Source organism: Bradyrhizobium sp. CCGUVB23, assembly GCF_024199885.1.
In the GTDB taxonomy this organism is placed as follows: domain Bacteria; phylum Pseudomonadota; class Alphaproteobacteria; order Rhizobiales; family Xanthobacteraceae; genus Bradyrhizobium.
In genome coordinates this window covers 9,542,078-9,562,449 of the sequence record NZ_JANADQ010000001.1, presented here as the reverse complement: position 1 = coordinate 9,562,449, position 20,372 = coordinate 9,542,078, and the positions used below count along the sequence as shown (strand labels likewise).

Here is a 20,372-nt window from a genome sequence, read left to right as displayed (position 1 = left end):
CTCCGTTTATCCGAAAGCCTGGCTGGCGAGGGCGAATGCCGTGGCTGGCGCGCGGCCGCATCGCGCAACGACAGGGCGCTGCATGGCAATGCCCTCGTCCACCTGGACGAGACCCTTGTCCGAGAGCCAGGCTCCCAATTGGGAGGCCTCGGAAGTATCCACGCGAACGAAGCGTCCTTGCCGCCCGGCCATGAAATAGGCGAGCAGAGCCGTCGCCTCGTCGGCGTTCGCGGCCACGACAGGGCCGATCACCTCAGCTCTGCCGAAGGCGCGCAGCGCCGCAAATCCAGTTATCCTTTGGCCATCACCGAGCACCGCGAGGCGACCGGCCTTCGCAAGAACACGAAGCAGATCTTCCCGGTCTGCACAGTACGCACTTCTGTCGAGTTCGATGATCTCGGAGATATCGCGCGGCTCTGCCGGCCGGGCATTGGCAGGCGGGGTGACACGCAAGACCAGTCCCTGATGCTGGACGATCGTTCCGGTCCGGCAAAAGCCGAGTTTCTGATAGAGCGGCAGGCCTTCGCCTGTTGCAACGAGCCTCAGCGCGCGCGATCCCGCCAGCGCGATGGCCGCCTCCATGAGTTGGCGGCCCAATCCGCGCCCGCGAGCGGATTCATCGACGATGACCATGTTGATGGTTGCGACATCCCGCTTGTAGGGCGTCATCAGAACCGTCCCGACAACGGTTGAAGCATTCGCATCGAACGCGACGAATCCCGCGCTCAGATCGAGTGCCAGTCGCCAGTCGTCGAGGCGATGCGGCCATTTGGCTTGACGTGAAAGGCGTAGCGCATCTTCGAGATGTTCGGGGCGGAAGGCGGTGAGCGAGATGTTGCCCTGGGTCATTGACTCGTGTTCCTGTCCGGCACCAGTCTCGTATTTTGGCGATGTGCAGATCGTCTGAAGGCCGCCGCGCGAACGATATCTTCCACCGCAGCCGGCGGAAAAGCCGCATCTTATGCCGCATAGGCGCTCTATTGTTGCGGCTCTGACATTGCGCGAGCGCACCAGGACGGGGATGATGAGCCAATTTCGCCCGAAATACGTGACCTTCGATTGCTACGGCACGCTGACGAATTTCCAGATGGCGGAAGCGGCGCAGGATCTCTATCGCGCGCGCCTACCCGAACTGCAGATGGCTGCACTCGTCAGGGATTTTGCGGCCTATCGGCTCGACGAGGTTCTCGGCGACTGGAAGCCCTATGCCGACGTGATCCACAACGCGCTGGAGCGCGCCTGCAAGCGCAATGACGTCGCCTTCAAGGCCGAGCATGCGCAGATGGTTTATGACCGCGTGCCGAGCTGGGGACCGCATCCCGACGTTCCTGCCGGGCTTTCCACGGTTGCCAAGAAGATTCCGCTCGTCATCCTCTCTAACGCCATGAATGCGCAACTTCCTTCGAACGTGGCGAAGCTTGGGGCGCCCTTTCATGCCGCGCTCACGGCCGAACAGGCTCGATCCTATAAGCCTCGCATGAAGGGCTTCGAGTATATGTTCGATACGCTGGGCTGCGGGCCCGAGGACGTGGTGCACTGTTCCTCTTCCTTCCGTTACGACCTGATGACCGCTCATGATCTCGGCATCAAGAACAAGGTATGGGTCAATCGGGGACACGAGCCTGCGAACCCCTACTACGGCTACGTTGAAATCAAGGACATCGGCGGCCTGCCGGGCGTGTTCGGACTCTGAGCCGGCGGGATCTGCGGTGAAATACGTCTCCTACTGGCACGATACCGCACCAAGCTTCTCAGGCGGTGCCGAAGGTCCCGCCGAGGGGCACTATGACGTCGCGGTGATCGGTGGCGGCTTCACGGGCCTGGGAGCTGCGCGCCAGCTCGCGAAGGCAGGAACCAGGGTCGTTGTTCTCGAAGCAGACCGGGTAAGCAGCGGAGCATCGGGGCGGAATGGCGGGCATCTCAACAACGGTCTGGCCCACAGCTATCTTGCCGCCAAGGTGGAGTTGGGGAAGGATCGAGCCATCGCGCTTTACCACGCGCTCGATGCCTCAATCGACGCGCTAGAGGCGCTGATCGCGGAGGAGGGCATCACGTGCAACTTCCGCCGTGCCGGGAAGCTGAAGCTCGCCTCCAAGCCGAAGCACTTCGATGTTATCGCGCGGAACTTCGAAGCGGTTCATCGCGAGGTGGATCCAGAGACCGCGTTGCTGTCCGCTCAGGACCTGAGTTCGGAGATTGGCTCGCCTTTCTTTGGCGCGATGCTTTCGAAGAAGAGCGCGATGATGCATATGGGGCGCTACGGCATTGGGCTGGCCGAGGCGGCCAAACGTCGCGGTGCCATCATCTTCGAGAAGGCTCCGGTCACGGCGCAGGTGCGGGAAGGATCGCGCCACCGCCTGACGACGTCTCGTGGCAGCGTCACCGCCGATCAGGTGCTGCTGGCGACAGGCGCCTACACCACAGCGAACTTTCCCTACTTCCGTCGCCGCATCGTCACCGTCGGCAGCTTCATCATCGCGACACGGCCGCTGGATGCGGCCGAAATCGCGGCCACCATGCCCGGCAACCGCACTTGCGTCAATTCGATGAATGTCGGCAATTATTTTCGGCTGGCACCGGATAATCGCCTGATTTTCGGCGGCCGTGCGCGCTTCTCAGCGACGTCGGATCAGCGTTCCGACGCAAAGAGCGGCGCGGTGCTCGTTGACAGTCTCACGCGAACCTTTCCGCAACTCGCCGGCATACCGATCGACTATTGCTGGGGCGGGCTCGTCGACATGACCAGCGATCGCTATCCACGCGCCGGCTATCGGGACGGGCTATGGTATGCGATGGGTTATTCCGGCCATGGTGCGCAGCTGTCTACTCATCTTGGCATGATCATCGCCGATGCGATGCTCGGACGCGAAGATCAAAACCCGATGAAGGGCCTCGACTGGCCTGCAGTGCCCGGCCATTTCGGCCAGCCATGGTTCCTGCCGCTGGTGGGAATATACTACAAGATGCTTGATCGCATTCAGTAGTCGGAAAGGGACGACCGCGGAAAGGCTGCCTGGACGTGCGAGAGGGCGCGGAGATGCGCCCCCTCCGTTTCGTCACCGCCTAGCTCAACCCACCGATATGGAAGGTCTTCATCTCGAGATATTCCTCGATCCCGGCCTGGGCTCCTTCGCGCCCCAGGCCGGATTGCTTGATACCGCCGAAGGGGGCCACCTCCGTCGACACCATGCCGGTGTTGAGACCGACCATGCCAGCCTCAAGTGCCTCCGCAACACGCCAGGATCGCTTCAGATCTCTGGTGTAGAAATAAGCCGCGAGCCCGAAGGGCGTCGCATTTGCCATGGCAATCGCCTCCTCGTCGGTCTCGAAACGGAAGAGAGGGGCGACTGGACCGAATGTCTCCTCGTGCGCCAGCACCATATCGGTGGTTGCCTCGGTCAGTACGATCGGTGCGGTAAATTGCGGACCCTTGGGCAGCGTCACCGGTTGCGCGGCGATACGGGCGCCCTTGGACAGTGCGTCGGCGACATGGCGGTTGATCTTGCTGATCGCCGCCTCGTTGATCATGGGTCCAATCGCCACACCCGGCTCGAGGCCTGATCCCACCTTCATGTTTTCGACACGGGCGACGAGCTTCTCCGCGAACGCATCATAGACGCCGGCCTGTACCAGGATCCGATTGGCGCAGACGCAGGTCTGGCCGCCATTGCGGAGTTTTGACATGATCGCACCCTCGACCGCGAGGTCGAGATCGGCATCGTTAAAGACGATGAAGGGCGCATTTCCGCCGAGTTCAAGGCTCACCCGTTTGACGCTGTCGGCAGCGCCGCGCATGAGCAGCGAGCCGACGCGCGTCGAGCCCGTAAACGAGATCTTGCGCACGGTTTCGTTGGCAATGATCTCCGCGCCAATTTCTGTCGGCAGGCCGGTGAGTATATTGATGACGCCCGCGGGAATGCCGGCGCGCTCGGCCAGCACCCCGAGAGCCAGCGCCGAATAGGGCGTGAAATCCGACGGCTTGATCACGACGGTGCATCCGGCTGCGAGCGCCGGAGCCACCTTGCGCGTGATCATGGCGTTCGGGAAATTCCAGGGCGTGATGATTGCGCACACGCCCACCGGCTCCTTGAGAACGACGATACGCCGATCGGGCGTTGGCGAGGGGATTGTCGTGCCGCCGATACGCCGGGCTTCTTCCGCGAACCATTTGACGAAGGAGGCGCCATAACGGATCTCGCCCTTGGACTCGTCCAACGGCTTGCCCTGTTCGAGCGTCAGAATGCGCGCCAGATCGTCCAGATGCGCGATCATGAGCCCATGCCAGGCTTCCAGAAGTGCGGCGCGCTCGGCGTTGGTCTTCGCACGCCAGGTGGTGTAAGCCTTGGTTGCAGCGACAACTGCGGCGCGCGTGTCGTCCCGTCCCATATTCGGTACGGTGCCAAGAATGGTCTGCGTTGCCGGGTCGATCACGTCGATCGTCGCTCCCGAGAGTGCCCCCAGCCATTGGCCGCCGATGAGGCCCTGTTGCCGGAAGAGATCCTTGTCGTTCAGCTTCTGCATCGGATGATCCTTGTCGATCAGGAGAGACGGGAAAGTACGGCCGCGGTGATCGCCTCGGTGCGCTCCTTGCCGGGAACCGTGCCGATGCCATGGGACGTGGTGGCCGCCAGCGCCGTCATGACGCGTGCTGCGGCGTCGCTCTCGCCAAGATGTTCGAGCATCAACGCGCCGGACCAGATGGCTGCGATCGGATTGGCCGTGCCGAGATGGGTGATGTCGGGGGCTGAGCCGTGAACGGGTTCGAACATCGATGGAGCGCCGCGCTCCGGCTTGATGTTGGCGGAAGCGGCAAAGCCGAGCCCGCCCTGGATGGCGGCGCCGAGATCGGTCAGAATGTCGCCGAAAAGGTTGGAGGCCACGACAACGTCGAGGCTTTCCGGCGCCATGACCATGCGTGCGGCGAGCGCATCCACGTGGTAGCTCGTGCATTCGACATCCGGATAGTCGGCGGCAACCAGCCGTGTCACCTCGTCCCAGAAGACCATCGAGTATTTTTGCGCATTCGACTTGGTGACCGATGCAAGCTTTCCGCGTCGCTTGCGCGCCTGGTCGAAACCGTATCGCAAGATCCGCTCCACGCCGGCGCGCGTAAACACCGAGGTCTCGACGGCGATTTCGCCGGAGGTGCCCTGATGCACGCGCCCACCGGCGCCCGAATATTCGCCTTCGGTGTTCTCCCGGATGCAAAGGATGTCAAACTCGGTTGTCTTCAACGGGCCGTTGACGCCCGGGAGCAGGCGGTGCGGCCGGACGTTGGCATATTGCGTGAACCCCTTGCGTATCGGCAGCAGCAAACCGTGCAGCGACACGGCATCGGGCACCTCCGCCGGCCAGCCGACTGCGCCAAGCAGAATGGCATCGAACTTCCCGAGCGTCTTGATGCCATCGGCAGGCATCATCGCGCCGGTTTCCTTGTAATAGGCGCAGGACCACGGATATCGCGTTCCACTGAGCGCAAAGTCCGAATGCCTGGCAGCAGCCTCGAGCACGGCCCAAGCGGCGTCCGTCACGTCGCGGCCGATGCCGTCGCCGGGAATGAGAGCGATCGCGTAGTTCTTCATGTCAGCCCCTGGATGTGGATGAGCACGCTCTTCGAGCGGCGATTGGCGTGATAGGCTTCGCGGCCGAGATCCTTGCCGATGCCGGACCGCTTGTAGCCTCCCGTCGGCAGGATGTGGTCGCGTGATCGGCCGTAACGATTGACCCAGACGGTGCCAGCAGGAAGTGCGCGCGTGATCCGCATCACGCGTGAGACATCGCGAGTGAAAAGTCCGGCGGCAAGACCGTAGGTCGGGTGGTCGGCGAGCGCCAAGGCTTCTTCCTCGGTCACAAATGTCTGAACCGTCAGCACGGGTCCGAAGATTTCTTCGGCGATGGCGGGAGAGGATTGATCCACCTTCGCAAGCAGCGTCGGCTGATAGAAATAGCCCTGGCCTTCCATCGAGTCGCCGCCCGCCAGACATTCGGCCCCCTTTGCGCGGGCTGCTCGCACGATCGTGTGAATCCTCGATCGCTGTTTCTCGGAGATGATCGGGGAATAAGTCGTTGCGGCATCCCATGTCGGACCTGCGCGAACGACCTGCATATGGGCGATGATGGCTTCAACGAGCGGCTCGGCCACGACGATGTGGGCGATAAGCCGCGATCCGGCGACACAGGCCTGCCCGGCATTTGCGAGGATGCTGCCCGCAATCGCGGCGGCAGCCTGATCGAGATCGGCATCGGCGAAGACGATCTGCGGGCTCTTGCCGCCGAGTTCGAGCGTCATCGGTTTGATGCCCGTGCGCGCGATATTGGCCATGATGGCGGCGCCCGCGCCGGTCGATCCGGTGAAGCTCACTTTTGCGATGTCGGGATGTCCGGTGATGGCCGCACCGGTCGTCAATCCGTCGCCGAGCACGACGTTGATGAGCCCTGCGGGCACGCCTGCCTTCACCGCCAATTGTGCGAGAAGGATGGACGAGAACGGCGTCATCTCGGACGGCTTCAGCACGACTGCGTTGCCCGCGGCGAGGGCCGGCCCGAGCTTCCAGCCTGCCATGGACAGGGGGAAATTCCAGGGTGTGATGGCGCCGACGACGCCGTAGGGCTCGGTCATGATCATGCCGAGATGCTCGTCGTCGGTGGGCACCAGGTCGCTGCCTTCCTTGTCGGCGAATTCGGCGAAGAAACGGATTTGCTCCGCGGCGACCGCGATGTCTCCCGCGACGAGTTGACCGACCGGGCGGGTGGATGAAGCCGCCTCGATCCTGGCGAGCATCTCGGCTTCGCGCTCTATGAGATCGGCCCAGCGCTTGAGGACGCTGGCTCGTTCGCGCGGCCGCACGCCGCCCCAGTTGCTGGTCTTCAGAGCCTTTCTGGCGGTTTGAACCGCCTCATCCACGATGTTCTCCGAGGCTATGGGACAGTCGGCGTAGAACGAGCCGTCCGAAGGGCGGCGCAGCGGAAGCAGACCGGAAGACTCCCGCAGCCGATCGCCGATGAAGTGGCCGACCGGCAGCGAGATCTGATCTGGGTCGAAGCTCAGGCTCATGACACCGTGACGTAGATCTTGCGGACGGTCTCGATGGTCTTCCAGACGCCCGTAAATCCCGGCTTCATGACGAAGCTGTCGCCAGCTCTGAACGTGATCGGATCGCCGCCGTCCGGCGTGATCTCGACCACGCCTGCGAGGATGTGACAGAACTCGAAGGTCTCTTCCTTGATGGAGCGCGTTTCGCCCGGGGTCGCTTCCCATACGCCGGTATGCACGAGCTCACCCTTGGCCATGTCTTGCGCCCAGGTCTTGTAGTGGGGCGTACCGGCAATGAGCCGCTCCGGCGTCGGGCCGGACTCTTTCGGGGCGAAAGTCGGATTGGGATCGATCAGTTTCAGAAGCAATTGGAACTCCTCTCAGTAGCCACGTGTGCGATCAACGAGCCCGATGAGATCGAGGCCCGCCTCATATCGCTTGATGTTGTCGATGACCGCGCGCGCTGCGGTGTCCGCCTGGGTTGCGCTTGCCACATGCGGAGTGAGCATGACTTTCGGATGGCCCCAGAAGGCATGATCGGCAGGCAGAGGCTCGGGTTCGGTGACGTCGATGACGGCGCCGGCGAGTTGGCCGGCATCCAGAGCGGCGAGCAGCGCGAGGTGATCGAGCTGGTCGCCACGCCCCGCATGGACGAGGGCTGCGCCTTTCGGCAACCGCGCAAAGAGCTCATGATTCAGGATCCCCTGCGTGGCCTTCGTGAGCGGCAGCAGGCAGATGAGGATGTCGGTCTCAGCGAGCATCCGGCTAAGTCCAGCTTGGCCGCTATATGTTGCGACGCCTTCGATCGTCTTGTCCGATCGGCTCCAGCCGCTCAAGCGAAAGCCGAAAGGCTTCAGGCTCTCCAGCACGGCCCGGCCGAGCACGCCAAGCCCGAGCAGTCCAACCCGGCGATCGGCAGCCTGCTTCTGCGGCAGAGCCCGCCACTCGCGTTGCCGCTGCAAATCAAGATAGGCAGGGAGGTTGCGGTGGAGCGCCAGCACCGCGAGGGTGACATACTCCTGCATCATCCGGATGATGCCGTTTTCCACCATCCGGACCACCTTCACCTCGGGCGGGATCGCGTTGAGCGGAAATTGATCGATGCCGGCCCCGACTGAAAACAGGACTTCAAGGTTGCGGTACCGTTCGAGGGTCTCCGTCACGGTCCAGCTGATGATATAACGCACGCCGTCGGGATCGACCGTGGCCGGGCCGATCGCGAAGGGCAGGTGCGGGAGCTCGCGAGCGAAGGCCTCACGGAAAACGGCTCCGCGCTGTGCGTCGGAATTGAAGAGAAATGTCATTTGGTCAATGTGGACGCGCGGAGGGTGGCGAACTCGCCGGATTGAACCAAGCTATCGGATCGGGATTCCATCCGGTGCCGAATGCGACCGCGATTTGGTGGATTGTTTCGTTGGACCGCCGTTCTGAAACTTAATCTGCGGCGAGGCTCGGTCTATGCTGATCGCGCCCGGAGCTGAAGCGAGCTCGGAGCAGCCACTCGACCGATGTCAGGCCGACCAGAGGGAGACATGAAGCCCCGCACGACCGGTTCGCTCACGATCGATGCTTTCGATGCGCGCGCGGTCGACATCGACACGGTCGGGCTCGAACAGCTTTACACCCTTTCGATCGGCGTAGGCTGGCCGCACCGGCCTGAGGACTGGCAGTTTCTGCGTGATATGGGCCACGGCATCGTGGTTCACGATGAAATCGGACGGGTGCTGGGATCGGCCATGTGGTTTCCTCATGGGACAGAGTTCGCCACAGTCGGCATGGTTATCACCTCACCCCGCCTTCAGACGCGTGGCACGGCACAGTGGCTCATGAAGCGCGTTCTGTCCGCGTGCAGGGGGCGCGATCTCCGCCTCAATGCCACGCGCGCAGCGCGCAAGCTCTATCTCTCGCTCGGCTTTCGTACCGAGCGAACGGTGTTCCAACGTCAAGGCGAGGCGCGACGCTCCGGCGAGATGCCGCGTCCTTACGAAAGAGCCGAGCTGCGTCGTCTGGACGAGCGGGATCTGCCGGCCGTCGCCGAACTCGATGCGCAAGCGTTCGGCGCCTGGCGCCTCACGCTGCTTGCTGCTCTGCTACCGCAATCCGTGGGGTTCGGGCTCTACCGGAACGGTCGTCTCGCAGCCTTCGCGCTCTGTCGCCCGTTCGGGCGCGGGCATGTCGTGGGGCCGCTGGTCGCGTCAAACGACGAGGACGCGATCATAGTGATCGCACCGCATATCGCCGCCCATGAAGGAGAGTTTCTGAGAGTTGACACGCACATTGCCGAGGGCGAGTTCAGCTCCTTCTTGGCCCGGTCGGGCCTTGCTTTCTTCGACACTGTTACGACGATGTCGCTGGGAGGAGACTTTCGTGATCCGAATACCCGCTATGGAATGCAACCCGTAACTTTCGCGCTCGCAAGCCAAGCGCTCGGCTAAGCCCGATCATTGAGCGTTTCCGCCATGCGCAGGAGGCGCCGTGTGCACGGCGGGTGCACTGGAAGATCAAGCAAAAATCGATCGACGGCAAGCGTGGGCTGCCTCTCTCTCTGGAGTGATCTGACCTCCGCAGAGGCTTAGGGCGATCTTGAGAATCGGGCCGCAAGTCGCAAGGACGACGCGATCAAATTGATCGCGTCGTCCTTGCGACAAGCAACACGCCGGATTCTGCCCACTCAATGCGCGCCGAGATAGGCGGCCTGGATACTCTCGTCCGAGCGCAGCCGGGCAGCACTGCCTTGATCGACGATCGTTCCGTTCTTCAGCACATAGCCGCGGTCGGCGATTGCCAACGCCATATGGGCGTTCTGCTCGACAAGCAGGATGGTGACACCACGCTTGTTGATCGTCTCGATAATATCGAAAATCCGCTCGACGAAGAGCGGTGAAAGTCCCATCGATGGCTCGTCAAGCAAGAGTATGCGTGGATGCTGCATCAGCGCGCGTGCCACAGCGAGCATTTGCTGCTCGCCTCCCGACAGTGTACCGCCGAATTGCTTGCGGCGCTCGGCGAGCCGCGGGAACAGCTCGAGCATCTCGGTCATCCGGCTCGCGATATCGGCCTTCGAGCCGACCGTGAAGGCGCCCATTTCGAGGTTCTCGATCACGGTCAAATCGGCAAAGATGCGGCGCCGCTCCGGGACATGCGCGAGTCCACGTCGCACGACATCGTGCGGCGGCACCGATCGGAGGGAGCGTCCGTCCAGCAGGACGTCGCCGGACCGGATCGGCAGCAGGCGCGAGATCGCGCCCAGGGCTGTCGTCTTTCCGGCACCATTGCTGCCGATGAGTGTAACGATTTCGCCCTCGTTCACAACCACCGACAGGTCGCGGATGGCGTGGATCGCCCCGTAGAACACGTCGATGTTTCGAACCTCGAGCAGAGGACGGGCTGGCGATTCCGATGCATCCATCATGATACTGTTTCGCTTTCCGATGTGGCGGTTCGCGCCGCAACACCGCGACCGAGATAGGCTTCAATCACTTTCGGATGCGTCCTGATGTCGTCCGCCCCGCCTTCCGCGATCTTGCTGCCATAGTCGAGCACGACGATATGATCGGAGACGGTCATGACAAGCCGCATGTCATGCTCGATCAGCACGACCGCAATGCCGAGTTCCGAGCGGATCCGCAGGATCAGCGCTTTGGCGTCCTCCGTCTCTTGTGGATTCATTCCGGCTGACGGTTCGTCGAGCAGCAGAAGCTTCGGCTTCGTGGCGAGCGCGCGTGCTATCTCGAGACGCCGCTGCTCGCCATAGGCGAGACTTCCAGCCAGCGCGTCGGCTTTCCCCGTGAGACCGACGAATCCCAGCAATTGAGATGCGTCCGCGATCGCGGAACGCTCCTCATTTCCGTAGGCGCGCGTGCGGAACAGCGCGCCCCAATATCCGGAACGCATATGCATCGATCGTGCGACGACGACGTTTTCGAGGGCCGTCATTCCCGTGAAAAGACGGATATTCTGGAACGTCCGGGCCAGGCCAGCAGCCGCGACCTGATCTGGTCTGAGGCCGACGAGGTCAACACCGTCGAGCAACGCCGCACCAACGTCTGGGCGGTAGATTCCGGTGATGAGGTTGAAGAACGTGGTTTTGCCTGCCCCGTTTGGTCCGATCACCGAAACGATCGATCCGCGCTCGACTTTGAGGGTGACGTTGTCCACCGCGGTCAGGCCGCCGAACGACTTGCGCAGGTTCGACACGTCCAGGAGGAGATTGTCGGTCACGAGGCGCTCCCGGCACTTCCGGCGGAAATCGGACGTCGTTCGGCGGGGACCAGGCCACGCGGTCTGTACAGCATCATGGCGATCAGGATCAGGCCGAAGATCAAGCGCTCGTATTTGGAGGGCTCGAACTGCGTCGGCAGGTTGGCGAAGGACCAACCGAAAATCTCGAATCCAGTCGCGCGCAAGTGGTTCAGTCCGGCCGAAAGCGATTTCAGGACCTGCAGATTGAGGATCGTGACGAGGCCGGCACCCATCATCACGCCACGTATGGAGCCGAGCCCACCCAGCACGATCATCGCAAGAACCCCGATCGACTGATTGAAATCGAAGCTTTCCGGGCTGACGAAGGTCTGCTTCGCGGCAAAGAGGACGCCCATCGTACCCGCGAAGGCAGCGCCGGTCGCGAACGCGATCAACTTGGTCCTCACCAGCGGAACGCCCATGGCCTGCGCGGCGATCTCATCCTCGCGGATCGCCAACCACGAGCGCCCGATGCTGGAGCTGTCCAGCCTGCGATTGGCCAGCACGGCGACGAGAACCAGCGTGAGCACGACAGCATAGTAGATCAACGCCTGCCATTTGAAGGCCGGGGCCGTGGTGGTTGCGAGCGTACCGGCAACCTCCGTGAGCGGCTGCGCGATTCCCGCGATTCCCTGCGGGCCGTTTGTGATGTTCAAGGGTTTGTCGAGGTTATTGGCGAGGACGCGGATGACCTCGCCGAAACCCAGCGTGACAATGGCGAGATAGTCGCCTTTCAACCTCAGCACCGGCAAGCCGAGCAGCGCGCCCGTACCGGCGGCGACGAAGACGGCGACGATCGCGATGACGAAGAACGCATCGCCTTGCAGCGGAAATCCCGTGCCGAGCAATGCGGCTCCGTGGGGAGAGCTGACAATGGCCCACAGGTAAGCGCCAACCGCGAAGAACGCGATGAAACCGAGATCCAGCAGGCCCGCGAAGCCGACCACGATGTTCAGTCCCAGCGCCAGCACCGCGAATATGCCGACCTGAATGGCGACATCGAGATAGAAGGTGTTGCGCATTCCGACCAGCGGCAACGCGCACAGCAACACGAAGGCCAGCACGGGCATGCCGACGCGCGGATCGCACTTGTCGAAGTCGCTGGCTATGAAGAGCGGCGCAAGAAGCGCGAGGAACGCGACGGTGTCGATCAGGCCGTTGCCGGTGAAGACGAGCACGCACAGCAGGGTTACGACCAGCGTGTAGGCGATCAACCACGCGGATCTGCCGGGAAAAAAACCGTGGGCCATGAATCAAACCTTTTCCGTGGAGGGACGCCCGAGCAGGCCGGTGGGTTTGAAGATCAGAATGAGGATGAGTATGCCGAACGCGAAAATGTCCTTGTATTCGGTCCCTATGGCGTTGTTCGTCAGGATAGGAACGAATGTACCGATCAACATCTCGATCAGGCCGAGCACGATGCCGCCAACCATGGCGCCGGGGATCGACCCGATTCCACCGAGGACCGCGGCGGTGAACGCTTTCAGGCCGGGTATGAACCCGGAGAACGGATCAACTCGCCCGAACTGCAGTGCATAGAGCGTTCCCGCGACGCCGGCGAGCGCGCCACCGATGAGAAATGTCAGCATGACGATGCGATTGACGTCGATGCCCATCAGGCTCGCCGCCATGCGGTCGGTGGCGACTGCGCGGATCGCCTTTCCAAGGCGCGTTTGGTTGACGGTATACCTGAGCCCCACCAGCATCGCTCCGGCGGCAATCAGGATGACGACCGATTTCATTGGAATGCTGTCGTTAGGTGTCAGCGGCAGCGGAATGTCGAAGAAGGGCATCGAGGGGAATGGCCGGATGAATTGGCCGAACAGGCTTTCGACGAAGCGCACGGCGTCCTGCAGGAAGAGGCTGATGCCGATGGCTGTGATAAGCGGCGCCAGCTTTGGCGCGTTCGAACGTCGCAAGGGCCGATAGGCGACCCGCTCGGCGAGTCCGGCGAGTGCGGCTGAGACCGCAGCCGCGACAATCATGGCGAGCGCCAGTTGCAGGACGGGGTGGAGCGGGGAGCCGGCGAGGACATAGGTGAGCAGTTCGACCGCGACGACGGCGCCCACCATGAAGATTTCAGAGTGGGCAAAATTGATCAGGCCCAGGACGCCGTAGACCATCGTGTAGCCGAGCGCGATCGTGGCATAGAGGAGGCCAAGGATGAGCCCATCCGCCAGGGTCGGTGGAAGCAATTCGAGAGCCAACTGGAAGGACATGTCGAAGTTTTCCGAAGAACGCCATTGCGGCGGGCGCCGCGTCTAAGTCGGGGACCGGAAGGGATGGCCGCGGGGCGGAGAGACCCCGCGGCCGTCGTGGATATCGATCGCGACCTGGTCAGGAGCCGCCGGGGGCGGCGACATCGATGATCTTTACGATCTTGTTGGCATCAGCGGACTTGCCAGCTTCGATCACGACGTATTTCGCGCTCGCGATGTCGCCGCGATTGTTGAAGGCGATCGAGCCGGTCACACCGTCGAACTTGACCTCGCGAACGGCCGCTGCGACCTGAGCGCGGCTGGGGATGGCGCCGCCCTTTGCCTTCGCGGCGGCGACGATCGCCTCGATGATCACGCGCGCGCTGTCATAGCCGTAGGCGGAGTATACCTCGGGCTCCTTGTTGAACTTGGCCTTATAAGTCTGTGCGAAGGCCGCGGCGGCCGGCATTTGCGACAGCGGCAGCGCCGTCGTCGTAAAATAGGCGTTCGTCATGTTCTCCGGCCCGGCGATCTTTTGCAGGTCGCCGCTGTCCAGGCCGTCGCCACCAAGGAAGGCCGCCTTGAGGCCCTTTTGCCGCATCTGCTTGATGATCAGGCCGCCCTGGGGGTAGGTGCCACCGTAGTAGATGAGATCGGGCTGGTCGACACGAGCGCGATTGAGGATCGACGAGAAGTCGGTCTCATTCTGGTCCATGCCGGTGGACAGGATGACATTGGCGCCGTTCTTCCGAACCGCTGCTTCAAAAGTCTGGGCGATGCCGGAGCCATAGGCCGACTTATCGTTGATGATGTAGACCTTCTTTGCCTTCAACGTCTCGGTCGCGAAATTGGCGCCTGCCGGCCCTTGAACGTCGTCGCGGCCGCAGATGCGGTTCGCGATGGCGTGCGTCGTCTCACGATCGGTAATCGCCGGATTCGTGTTGGCCGGCGAGACCATCGCGAGATTGTCTTTGGCATAGACCTCAGAGGACGGAATCGCCACGCCGGAATTGTAGTGGCCGACGACGCCGAGCACCGCGGGGTCGTTGAGGATCCGGTTGGCGTTGGCGACACCGACGTTCGGCGTGGCCTGGTCGTCCTCCGGCTGGAGCGAGAGTTGGAAGCCCATGTCGGTCAGCTGCTTGCCGAACTGGGCGACGGCCAGCTGAGCGCCGAGCATGATGCCTTCGCCCGCCACGGATTGTTGTCCCGAGAGAGGCGATTGCGTGACTATCTTGATTGCACCTTTGTCTTCCGCGAACGCCGCGCAGGAGAGCAGCATCAGGCCGGTGGTTGCCGCAACTAGAGTCTTCATCAATTTCATGGTGACTTCCCCCTTTTCGAGAGCGCCCGATCGGCTTACCCAGATCGGCACAAACACGCCTGGGATGGGATCATTGATTGGGGGATTTCCGCTGGCTATTTGGCGGCTTGCGTCATCATGACGTTTGCTTATGCTCACGCAGCATCAAGTAGCGCCAGAATGTCTGGTCAGAGCGAAAGGCCTTGTGCCATCGGTGTCAGGCATTTGGAGAGCTGATTGGCGGCAGCTTCGTCCGGCCCGCGGCCGGCCGGGCAGGGTGGGGCGTTGCGAGATATGGCGAGGCTGGTGACTGCCAACGCTCGACGACATCCCGTCTTCCTGCCGATCAGAGCGGCAGTTGAAGCCTAAAAACTGGACATTTGGCGACCGCGCGCTGCGTTGGCGAACGGCGCCAGTTCGGCAATCGCTGTCTTTCTTGTCGGGGGATCTCCGTCGGCCGTGGCATCCAAATCGGTGCGATGATCCACGGGGGATCACTGATCGAGGCGTCTCTGCTTGCGCCGCCGCGGGGTTTCCATATTATGCTTTTGGAGCATCAAATAGCGTCAGGTGCGAATGGTCCAGGCGAAAGTCATTGTGAAATCGGCGGAGGATTCCGCCAGCGAGATGCAGCGATCCTTTGCGGAGAATCTTCGTCTGGCCTGCAGTTACGCGCCATCCGTTTCGGAGGTCTGTCGTCGCCTCGACATCAACCGTACGCAGTTCAACCGCTATCTGCGCGCGGCGGCGCGTCCGTCGCCCAATATTCTCAATCGCTTGTGCGATTATTTTGGGGTTGAAGCGACGGAGTTTCATCTGCCACCCACGCAGTTCGCGCGCATCATATCGCTCAAGCGGCGTACGTCGAAGCCGCGTCCGCCTTACGCAGACTCCATCGACAAGCTGCGCGCGGCGTCGCTGCCAACGCTGCGGGGCTACGTCGGATACTACTACGTGTACTACTATTCGATGAGCTCGCCGGGGAAGATCCTGCGCGGACTCATGCATCTGTTCACGCACCAGAACCAGGTCTACTACCGGCGCATCGAACACTTCTCCGATCCAGAGCGGCGGGGGGCCGCCTACAAGTGCCGATACTCCGGCGCCGCCTTGTTTCTCGAGGATCGGATATTTCTGATCGATTCCGAGACGCTGACCAGCAACGAGGTTACTCAGACCATTCTGTTCCCTTCACGGCGCAACAAGATCGCCCGGCTGACCGGGCTGATCATGGGCGTGTCGTCCGGAAGCCAGCGCAGAATTGCCTGCTCCCGCGTGCTCTTCGAATGGTTGGGCGCGGAGATCGCAATCCGGCCCGCGTTGAAGAATTGCGGGCTGTTTGCGCCCGATGCGCCGGCGATCCCGCGATCGATACGGGACATGATCGACAATACGATGCAGCCGGGCGTACCGCTGTTTTATCCGGTTGACGCATGATGCAGCAGCCGCCGTTCACGACACCGCGCTAAGCGCGACTTGAAGGCGTTTGCCGCGCGTGATCGTGATCCGGTAGCGCCTCGGACAATTCCAGCCAAAGCCGGACGAGCGCTGCCTCGGCCGTTTCCTCGTCGCCATTCTCCACGCCAAGACGCCAGAGTGGGGCGCCGGCTGCGTAAGCGCCGGGTGTGAGGCCGCCTTGCTCGCACTGGCTAACTGCCCGCAACCGACATCCCCTTCGGATAGCAGCATCGAAAGCATCAAGGAGATCATTGTTGCTCGTGATCGTGCCCGCTCCAAACAGCCGTATGACCGCGCCATCCAACTCCGCCAGTGCGGCTGAAACCATGCGTGCGGGCACGCCGGGAGAAATCGTCAGAATCGACACGCGTACGTCGCCGAAACGCCGTGGGCGAAACTGCGGCGCGCCAATCGGGGGTGTGACGGAGCGAAAGGAGTCTGGCGCGAGGGAGTGGCGCTTGACCAGTCCGGACGCCGCGATCGTGCGCCCAGCGAAAGCGAGCCACACGCCGGGTGGTGCGGTGAGGGCCGATTGAAGTGCGAGTGCAAGATTCGACTCAGCGTCGCCGCCCGTGCCGAGTGGGCGCATCGCACCGCTCAGGATAATCGGAAATGGCGCACCCGCCAGAGACTGACTGAGCGCGGCTCCGGTGAAGCTCATCGTATCCGTGCCATGCGTGACGACAGCGCCGTCGCCGGACCAGCCTTCGAGATGTGAAATAATCCGGTTCCAGTGTTCGCGGCCAATGTCGGCGCTATCGACAAGGGGGTCGAACGAGCAGATCGACAAGCGCGCGCCGGGCGGTCCAAGCGTAGCGGCAGCGTCCTCCAGCACGCCCGCGGCTGGCGTCAGTCCGTCGGCAGACCCACGCATGCCAATCGTTCCGCCTGTGTGAATGAGCAGGATTTCGCGGCAGCGCTCGTCCGACACCTTGGCTTTGCGATCTGCGTCCGCGTCCATTGACACCGCGCCGCCGATGCCGCCGGGGGCGCCCGACATCATGTTTGAAGGCCTGGTCGAAGCGTGCCCTGCCTTCCGGCAAGCGAACGGTCAACCAGTTCGCGTGCGACCAGGTCGGTGACGTCGATCAGCCTTTTGTTGGTTTCGATATCCGAGATCAGCGGCAATTCGGTGCAAGCGAGAATGACATGATCCGACGTCAGTTTGTCGACGAGGGTCCGAAGGCGTGGCCGCAGCGAGGGATCACGACTGCCGAGACGTTTCACGTCGAGAATGAGGTTGTGCAGCTCCGCAGTATCGGCCGGCGTCTCGATCGCCACGATTTCCTGCAGCGATCGATAGGCAGACCATGGCCCAAGGCTCGTGACCGGAGCGGCACCCAGAAGGGCAATGCTGTCGACGCGGTTAGATGCAACCCAGGCGGAAAGCGCAGACTGGAAGGACACGAATTCCCCTGGCAGGCCAAGCGAGATGATGCGTGGCGCGAACAAGTTGAGAGTATTGCAGGCAACGGCATAAGCGTCCGCCTGCACGGCTATCGCGGCGATCGTTTGCTTGAGGCTGTGCCAGACAATTTCTTCGTTCTCTTGAAGGTCCATCGACAGCCCCAACGTGGGCTCCGACAAGACCACCACCCGCGGGGCGTCGAGATCTCCGCGGAAATCCCCGCCAAAAAGCGTCTGGTTGCGGGCAAGAACTTTGCTCCAAAGATCGATTCCGGCCTCAGGACCAGAGCCCGCGACAATCCCAATTGACGCGCGCGTCGCCCCTTCTGTCGTCGGCTTCATAGTGTCGCCCTTGTTCGTCGAACACACGCGCGTAGAATCTCATTCGCGACCTCCAAGCCAATTTCGCTCTCTGTCGCTTGATGATGCGAAATGATGCTGGAAGCGCGCCAGAGAGCGTTGCGACTCTGGCGTCATAAGGCTTCACAGGCGGGCAGCGTTGCGTACCCAGCTTGGATTGCCGTAGTTTGGCTGGAGCTAGCTCAAATTGGGCCCATGATGGATTGGAGCGAGAGTTCAAGCGTTTCAATAGGTTAGATGGCGGCGTGTGCACCGGGAAATCAAGGAAAATCTATCGAGGGCAAGCATGGGCTGGTCTCTCTCCGTCAGCGCTGCGAACCATGTACGACAGTCGCTACGTCAAAGCCGTCGCGCGACACCTTAGTGAGACGATCGGCACGCGGTCGAGCACCGTGGGGGATCAGCCGCTCTTGATTCGAGCAACCCCATAGGACGGAAGTTCAAAGCTTCCCACCCTGCGGACGAAGGTGCCGCCGCTCTCGAGCCAGGCAGGATTGCGCGCGGCCGCTTCAAAGCTTCCCGGGGCGAGAACATCCACTCTAGCAGGGCCATCGAAGCCCTTGATCTTCACGCGCTGAGTTTCGCTCGAAAGGTTGGCAAGCCAAAGCACTTGGCCGGCCTTGTTGCGATGGGCAAGAGCGGCAAGCTTTAGAGGTGCAGACGAATCCGTATCGATGCGCCTTGCGCCGCTCGCACCGGCAAGACCTGCAATCACATGATAGATCGGGAGCAGTCTGGCGTTACCACCGTCGAACCACGGTTGGGCATGGGCCAATTTGCGATAGATCATCCCTTGCGCGCCAGTGGCAGAGCCGAGGGCCACGGCGTCGACACCGGCTCTCGCGGCCGCCGACAGATAGCCGAGGCTCCATGCGGCGGCAAAGAGTCCGCGCTGGCGCGGATCAATATCGGAGAGACAGATCCGCCCGTTGTCCGGGTTTGGCGCGACCGCTGCGCCATAGGGGTTGTCACGACATGGAATACTGGTCGGGCCAATGTGATAGGGCACTTTGCCGATAATGGCGCGTGCTGAAGCGAAGATCCACGGAAGAGTCTCAAGAGTCTCCATGACCGAGATGTCGTCTGGGGCATGGACAATGGGACAGCCGGTATGTGTGATGAAGTCAAACACGCCCTGGGGGACGGGTTTGCGGTTCAATTCGGTGAAATAGGAGAGCATTCCACCGCCAAGCGTGGCATCGGGGAAGGAGGCTCGCGCCGCCGTCGCCATTTCCTCGTAGGTGGGACCCCAGGGCCTCGTTGTATTGGGCTGAAACGATTTGAGATCGTGCATCTGGGTGACAACAACGGACTCAGGTGTGAGCCCCGCGGCATTCACTGCGCGCGCGATCGCAGGAACTTCCTTATCGGCCGGCTCCCTGGCCGGCAGAATGATCTCGAGTGTGACCGGAGCTCCCGTTTGCCTTGACAGATCGCGGTAACAGGCAGCGGCTTCTTCCTGTCCTAGCTCGCGTCCGTCGATCTGGCAAACGAGCGACTGAGGCTTTGCCGCGGCGATCAGGTCCACGGCCTCGAGCGCCGCCGCGGCTTCCCCCATCGGCACGCCGAGGCCGATTTGCGGAATACGGCCTTTCGTGCCTGCAAGAGTTATCGTCGTATCGGCAGCGGAGGTCCTCGGCCTCGATTTCGGCGGTTTGCCTGAGATGGTGAGGGTGATTGACTGGCTGAAGCTCTTGCCTTTCTCCAGCGTGTACGGCCAGGGATCGAGCAGGGAGCATACATAGGTCTTGTAGGAGGCATCCATCCAGTTTCGATGGTCCTCCATCTCGAATTTGTTTCCCTCCATCAGAACGGTGACGGCAACGCCGGACAGCGGCTCGTGCTTGAGCGAGCGGATTTCGAAGATGGGCTGACCGGGGCTGATGAGCTTCGGGAATTTGCGCCGCTCTTTCTTTCCATTCGTGTGGATGACCTCAACCGGGCGCCCCACCGTTCCCGCGAGCGGATGCAGCACCACAAACCCCGTGCGATTGGTGAGGAAGTCAGAAAGGGGCGTTCCTTCGGCCGAGAACGTCAGTGTGCCATTGCTGTTTGTGTCGATCTTGGCGGAATACCGGATCGCCTGATCTTGGTCCTTGCAAATGGCTTGATAGGCGATGGCAAACCCATCCTTGTTCTGGCGGATTTTCAGGTCTTCGATTGCCGGAGCATAGGTGCCCCAGTCCTTGTCGCGCGCGATATAGGAAATTCCTCGCAAGATCTCTTCACCGTAATAGCGGATGTAGCGTAGGGCGCCGTTGTCGAAGACAGCCGAGATGGGGCCTGCGGTCAATTCGCGACGTTTGCCTTCGAGAGCTTCGGTTCCGAAGAGCTTGATTGCGCGGCTCGGCTTCCTCTGGGCCATGGCGGC

The 20,372-nt window shown here is 62.0% G+C and carries 18 protein-coding genes; 4 read left to right on the top strand and 14 right to left on the bottom strand.

Annotation, left to right across the window (positions count from 1 at the left end):
* Window positions 1-6: 6 nt before the first annotated feature.
* Window positions 7-849, bottom strand: coding sequence for a GNAT family N-acetyltransferase (locus NLN62_RS44945; RefSeq protein WP_254113006.1), 843 nt, complete (start codon window positions 847-849; stop codon window positions 7-9).
* Between the two features lie 175 nt (window positions 850-1,024).
* On the opposite strand from NLN62_RS44945, the gene NLN62_RS44940 reads away from it, so the two are divergent.
* Together NLN62_RS44940 and NLN62_RS44935 are read left to right on the top strand one after the other, a co-directional pair.
* Window positions 1,025-1,693, top strand: a complete 669-nt coding sequence (locus tag NLN62_RS44940; RefSeq protein ID WP_254113005.1) for a haloacid dehalogenase type II — start codon at window positions 1,025-1,027, stop codon at window positions 1,691-1,693.
* Window positions 1,694-1,709: 16 nt separating this feature from the next.
* Window positions 1,710-2,984: an FAD-binding oxidoreductase gene (locus NLN62_RS44935; RefSeq protein WP_254113004.1), complete on the top strand. Its 1,275-nt coding sequence runs from the start codon at window positions 1,710-1,712 to the stop codon at window positions 2,982-2,984.
* Window positions 2,985-3,063: 79 nt separating this feature from the next.
* Here the strand turns inward: NLN62_RS44935 and NLN62_RS44930 are convergent, their stop codons facing one another.
* Genes NLN62_RS44930 through NLN62_RS44910 form a run of 5 tightly spaced genes read right to left on the bottom strand, consistent with a single transcriptional unit; the run spans window position 3,064 to window position 8,337 of the window.
* On the bottom strand, window positions 3,064-4,521 hold the full coding sequence (locus NLN62_RS44930; protein WP_254113003.1) for an NAD-dependent succinate-semialdehyde dehydrogenase: 1,458 nt from the start codon (window positions 4,519-4,521) through the stop codon (window positions 3,064-3,066).
* 17 nt (window positions 4,522-4,538) lie between these two features.
* Window positions 4,539-5,582, bottom strand: a complete 1,044-nt coding sequence (locus NLN62_RS44925; RefSeq protein ID WP_254113002.1) for a tartrate dehydrogenase — start codon at window positions 5,580-5,582, stop codon at window positions 4,539-4,541.
* Window positions 5,579-7,054 (bottom strand): aldehyde dehydrogenase, encoded by a 1,476-nt coding sequence (locus tag NLN62_RS44920; RefSeq protein ID WP_254113001.1) that lies wholly within the window; start codon window positions 7,052-7,054, stop codon window positions 5,579-5,581. Before NLN62_RS44920 ends, NLN62_RS44925 begins: the two co-directional genes overlap by 4 nt.
* Window positions 7,051-7,401, bottom strand: coding sequence for a cupin domain-containing protein (locus NLN62_RS44915; protein ID WP_254113000.1), 351 nt, complete (start codon window positions 7,399-7,401; stop codon window positions 7,051-7,053). Before NLN62_RS44915 ends, NLN62_RS44920 begins: the two co-directional genes overlap by 4 nt.
* 12 nt (window positions 7,402-7,413) lie before the next feature.
* Window positions 7,414-8,337: a glyoxylate/hydroxypyruvate reductase A gene (locus NLN62_RS44910; RefSeq protein WP_254112999.1), complete on the bottom strand. Its 924-nt coding sequence runs from the start codon at window positions 8,335-8,337 to the stop codon at window positions 7,414-7,416.
* Window positions 8,338-8,565: 228 nt separating this feature from the next.
* Between NLN62_RS44910 and NLN62_RS44905 the strand changes: the two genes are divergently transcribed.
* Window positions 8,566-9,468, top strand: a complete 903-nt coding sequence (locus NLN62_RS44905) for a GNAT family N-acetyltransferase (RefSeq protein ID WP_027526196.1) — start codon at window positions 8,566-8,568, stop codon at window positions 9,466-9,468.
* Between the two features lie 236 nt (window positions 9,469-9,704).
* On the opposite strand, the gene NLN62_RS44900 is transcribed toward NLN62_RS44905, so the two are convergent.
* From NLN62_RS44900 to NLN62_RS44880, 5 genes are all read right to left on the bottom strand, one after another.
* Window positions 9,705-10,412 carry an ABC transporter ATP-binding protein gene (locus NLN62_RS44900; protein WP_371260531.1) on the bottom strand — a complete coding sequence of 236 codons (708 nt, stop codon included), beginning with the start codon at window positions 10,410-10,412 and terminating at the stop codon, window positions 9,705-9,707.
* 29 nt (window positions 10,413-10,441) lie between these two features.
* On the bottom strand, window positions 10,442-11,254 hold the full coding sequence (locus NLN62_RS44895; protein ID WP_051390011.1) for an ABC transporter ATP-binding protein: 813 nt from the start codon (window positions 11,252-11,254) through the stop codon (window positions 10,442-10,444).
* On the bottom strand, window positions 11,251-12,525 hold the full coding sequence (locus NLN62_RS44890; RefSeq protein ID WP_254112998.1) for a branched-chain amino acid ABC transporter permease: 1,275 nt from the start codon (window positions 12,523-12,525) through the stop codon (window positions 11,251-11,253). The genes NLN62_RS44895 and NLN62_RS44890 overlap by 4 nt, the downstream gene beginning before the upstream one ends.
* A gap of 3 nt (window positions 12,526-12,528) precedes the next feature.
* Entirely contained in the window at window positions 12,529-13,494 is a 966-nt protein-coding gene (locus NLN62_RS44885) for a branched-chain amino acid ABC transporter permease (protein ID WP_035664041.1), read from the bottom strand.
* Window positions 13,495-13,612: 118 nt separating this feature from the next.
* Window positions 13,613-14,797 carry a branched-chain amino acid ABC transporter substrate-binding protein gene (locus NLN62_RS44880; protein ID WP_254112997.1) on the bottom strand — a complete coding sequence of 395 codons (1,185 nt, stop codon included), beginning with the start codon at window positions 14,795-14,797 and terminating at the stop codon, window positions 13,613-13,615.
* Window positions 14,798-15,352: 555 nt separating this feature from the next.
* On the opposite strand from NLN62_RS44880, the gene NLN62_RS44875 reads away from it, so the two are divergent.
* A complete protein-coding gene (locus NLN62_RS44875) occupies window positions 15,353-16,213 on the top strand; it encodes a helix-turn-helix transcriptional regulator (protein WP_254112996.1) in 861 nt (286 codons plus the stop codon).
* Window positions 16,214-16,241: 28 nt separating this feature from the next.
* Here NLN62_RS44875 and NLN62_RS44870 read toward each other — a convergent pair whose 3' ends face one another.
* The 3 genes from NLN62_RS44870 to NLN62_RS44860 all read right to left on the bottom strand — a co-directional run bounded on the left by NLN62_RS44870 (window position 16,242) and on the right by NLN62_RS44860 (window position 20,366).
* A complete protein-coding gene (locus tag NLN62_RS44870) occupies window positions 16,242-17,237 on the bottom strand; it encodes an asparaginase domain-containing protein (RefSeq protein ID WP_245288168.1) in 996 nt (331 codons plus the stop codon).
* The gene (locus NLN62_RS44865; protein WP_254112995.1) at window positions 17,234-17,983 is read right to left on the bottom strand and encodes an aspartate/glutamate racemase family protein; all 750 of its coding nucleotides are present in this window, start codon (window positions 17,981-17,983) and stop codon (window positions 17,234-17,236) included. Before NLN62_RS44865 ends, NLN62_RS44870 begins: the two co-directional genes overlap by 4 nt.
* A gap of 418 nt (window positions 17,984-18,401) precedes the next feature.
* Window positions 18,402-20,366, bottom strand: a complete 1,965-nt coding sequence (locus NLN62_RS44860; protein WP_254112994.1) for a hypothetical protein — start codon at window positions 20,364-20,366, stop codon at window positions 18,402-18,404.
* Window positions 20,367-20,372: the final 6 nt, after the last annotated feature.

Bases quoted from the DNA above. Each gene is read 5' to 3' on its own strand.
- NLN62_RS44945 (WP_254113006.1), bottom strand. From the start codon at position 849: ATGACCCAGGGCAACATCTCGCTCACCGCCTTCCGCCCCGAACATCTC.
- NLN62_RS44940 (WP_254113005.1), top strand. From the start codon at position 1,025: ATGAGCCAATTTCGCCCGAAATACGTGACCTTCGATTGCTACGGCACG.
- NLN62_RS44930 (WP_254113003.1), bottom strand. From the start codon at position 4,521: ATGCAGAAGCTGAACGACAAGGATCTCTTCCGGCAACAGGGCCTCATC.
- NLN62_RS44925 (WP_254113002.1), bottom strand. From the start codon at position 5,582: ATGAAGAACTACGCGATCGCTCTCATTCCCGGCGACGGCATCGGCCGC.
- NLN62_RS44920 (WP_254113001.1), bottom strand. From the start codon at position 7,054: ATGAGCCTGAGCTTCGACCCAGATCAGATCTCGCTGCCGGTCGGCCAC.
- NLN62_RS44910 (WP_254112999.1), bottom strand. From the start codon at position 8,337: ATGACATTTCTCTTCAATTCCGACGCACAGCGCGGAGCCGTTTTCCGT.
- NLN62_RS44905 (WP_027526196.1), top strand. From the start codon at position 8,566: ATGAAGCCCCGCACGACCGGTTCGCTCACGATCGATGCTTTCGATGCG.
- NLN62_RS44890 (WP_254112998.1), bottom strand. From the start codon at position 12,525: ATGGCCCACGGTTTTTTTCCCGGCAGATCCGCGTGGTTGATCGCCTAC.
- NLN62_RS44885 (WP_035664041.1), bottom strand. From the start codon at position 13,494: ATGTCCTTCCAGTTGGCTCTCGAATTGCTTCCACCGACCCTGGCGGAT.
- NLN62_RS44880 (WP_254112997.1), bottom strand. From the start codon at position 14,797: ATGAAATTGATGAAGACTCTAGTTGCGGCAACCACCGGCCTGATGCTG.
- NLN62_RS44875 (WP_254112996.1), top strand. From the start codon at position 15,353: ATGGTCCAGGCGAAAGTCATTGTGAAATCGGCGGAGGATTCCGCCAGC.
- NLN62_RS44870 (WP_245288168.1), bottom strand. From the start codon at position 17,237: ATGATGTCGGGCGCCCCCGGCGGCATCGGCGGCGCGGTGTCAATGGAC.
- NLN62_RS44865 (WP_254112995.1), bottom strand. From the start codon at position 17,983: ATGAAGCCGACGACAGAAGGGGCGACGCGCGCGTCAATTGGGATTGTC.
- NLN62_RS44860 (WP_254112994.1), bottom strand. From the start codon at position 20,366: ATGGCCCAGAGGAAGCCGAGCCGCGCAATCAAGCTCTTCGGAACCGAA.